The organism is Vibrio sp. 1F263, from assembly GCF_041439035.1.
Classification (GTDB): domain Bacteria; phylum Pseudomonadota; class Gammaproteobacteria; order Enterobacterales; family Vibrionaceae; genus Vibrio; species Vibrio tasmaniensis_A.
Genome location: NZ_JBGONI010000103.1, coordinates 1 through 2,468 on the forward strand (window position 1 = coordinate 1; position 2,468 = coordinate 2,468).

2 protein-coding genes are annotated in these 2,468 nt (G+C 39.6%); both read right to left on the reverse strand.

All coding sequences use genetic code 11. The features are described from left to right. Nucleotides 1-314 precede the first annotated feature (314 nt). Complete coding sequence (locus tag ACED25_RS23185; RefSeq protein WP_371696241.1) at nucleotides 315-1,613, reverse strand: anti-phage deoxyguanosine triphosphatase; 1,299 nt, start codon at nucleotides 1,611-1,613, stop codon at nucleotides 315-317. Nucleotides 1,614-1,716: 103 nt separating this feature from the next. Further along, nucleotides 1,717-2,193: a hypothetical protein gene (locus ACED25_RS23190; RefSeq protein WP_371696242.1), complete on the reverse strand. Its 477-nt coding sequence runs from the start codon at nucleotides 2,191-2,193 to the stop codon at nucleotides 1,717-1,719. Between the last annotated feature and the right edge of the window lie 275 nt (nucleotides 2,194-2,468).

A 2,468-nucleotide genomic window follows, 5' to 3' on the forward strand; every position in this document is an offset into this window, starting at 1 on the left:
TGGTAACAAGTGTCGTCCACCCGACAGATCTAAGCTAGCTCGTTGTTGGACATAAATTAGTTTCGAAAAACCTTACATTAGCAAGTCATGAATAACTACAGGTATGGCAAATAGCAAAACTGACGAGCAGGACGCAACAGATCATGTGTCGAAACCTCTACCTTGCGAAGACCGCACCGCTTTGAGAAACGCATCAAGGCCGCCATCCTTCTAGAGCACATCGCACAATTTACATATATAGAGGCTTCGGCTTGTTCAACACTTGGGAACTAACGTTGGCTACGCAACGCTTAATCCTCATTTGTTATGTTCGTTTAGAGGCGATCAAAGATCGAACCAGAAGAAGGCGTAAAGATCTTGTGATATAACCGAGTTGCATAGTCATCAGTTGTACCAGCAATATAATCACTAATAACTCTTAGGTTGTCGTTCTGAGCTTTATACATTTCGTAATATTTCTTAGGCAGCAATCGCTTAGGGTTATTTGAAATTACATCAAACAGCTGAACTATCATTTGTTGCCCTTTGTACTCAAGTGTTTGTACTTCAGGAGTGAAAATTACGTTATTTACAACAAACTCTTGAAAAATATCAAGTTCTTCACGAGCTTTTTTATCCAGCTCACCTTGATAATCAAACAATTTATGTGTAAATTTGCCTAAGATCACGACTTCTGTCTTGTTAATGAAATAGTTTACCAATTGTCCAACCGCGCGCTTCCTTGTCTTGTTTTCGCCAGAAAACAATAATTGAGTAAGTTCTTCGATCTTGCTGGCCAATGGGTAGGTATTTAGTGGGTCGGTAAGTTTATCAACAACCTCTCTACGCCACATTGATTGATCAACCAACCGAAGTGCTATTGCATCTTCCAAATCATGGACACCATAGGCGATGTCATCAGCTAATTCCATGATACTCGAATCGAACGACTTATATTTAGGTTTAGCATGCTTGCCTACTTTAGGCTCTGATGACATAAATTTGGCTCGATCATTTGTGAAAGGCTGCAAGATCCAATCCACTTGGTCTTTATCGCAGTCATAAATACATTTAGGCGGCTTAAAGCCATCTAAATTGATTCCACCATTTTCAGTATAAAGCTCCTTGTTAACGACATCATTATGGTATGCAGGATACTTGATTAAACCTAGTAATGTGCGTCTGGTTAAGTTTAGCCCTTCTTCTTCAGAATATTCACCGAGCTTCGTACAAATACGAAGCGTTTGAGCATTCCCTTCAAAACCAGCGTCATTGCGCATAGAGTAATTCAATGCAACTTCACCACCGTGACCAAAAGGTGGATGACCGATATCATGTGCTAAACCAATAGACTCAATTAAGTTTTGCTCTGGGATTAGCTCAAAGATTTCTGGATTTTCATTTTCTGGGTATTTAGTTTTTAGAAACTCAGCAATACCGCTACCAAGTTGAGCTACTTCTAATGAGTGAGTTAGACGGGTACGGTAAAAGTCGCTTTCCCCTAACCCGAGAACTTGCGTCTTTCCCTGCAAACGGCGAAATGAAGCAGAATGAATAATCCTTGCACGATCACGAGAAAATTCATTGCGTTTAAAGCCACTATCAATGGCTGGTTTGAAGCGTTTATCCCACATTATAAACCCCAATATTTAGATGGATATAGCTCCTTATATGGGGGCGATTTCACTGCAATCAAGATACAAAGAACATAACAGCTATATTATGGCTACTTCACTACTATTTGAAGAACTTTGTTTGCCATATTCTTGTAGGAGTTCCCGTCAACTCATCCACGCCATCGTGACTTGGTTCACCAAATAACTGTGCTGCAATTGCTAGCGAGGCATCATTATCGGTTTCAATGAGAGCTTCAACATAGAACTCTTTGTACTTTTTAGGTAGGTCTTTTTTAAATTGCTCCAGAATTTGCTTAAGAAAAGCAACTGTTTTCCCTTGCCCTCGCAACTCTTCGAGGGTTCCGTAAAACAGACAAAAACAAGGTAACTCATTGAGAGGTTGGTTTTCATCTAGTACTACAGTTTGTTGAACTTTTAAGCCATTCAATCGCGCGTATGTGTAACGATCATTGTAAACTCCGCGATCTTTCACAAAGTGCACGTCTTGCGTGAATGGAACTCTTCTCATTCTAAAGCCTTGAGAAAAAGCCGATTCTAACGTTTTAAACCCCGTCATTGGGTTTTGAGCTGGATGCATTTAAGCCCCTTATTTTTTTGATTTATCGAAGAATTCAACTTAACCATATAATGCAGCTTTTCACCTATCACTTCAATTTGTAATCAATAGATTAGTGACCACATTGAGAGGTTAGATTGCACACTGAAGCATAATTTCTAAATGAGCCTAATTCGGATAACTTTTGGTAGGGTAAACGAGCATTAACAGGATCTAAATGAGTTAAAGCACTAACGAGAAAAGGGGCATTTTCGAGCTAGAAAATGCCACGCGTGAAAATTCAGGTTGTGATGTTT

Bases quoted from the DNA above. Each gene is read 5' to 3' on its own strand.
- ACED25_RS23185 (WP_371696241.1), bottom strand. From the start codon at position 1,613: ATGTGGGATAAACGCTTCAAACCAGCCATTGATAGTGGCTTTAAACGC.
- ACED25_RS23190 (WP_371696242.1), bottom strand. From the start codon at position 2,193: ATGCATCCAGCTCAAAACCCAATGACGGGGTTTAAAACGTTAGAATCG.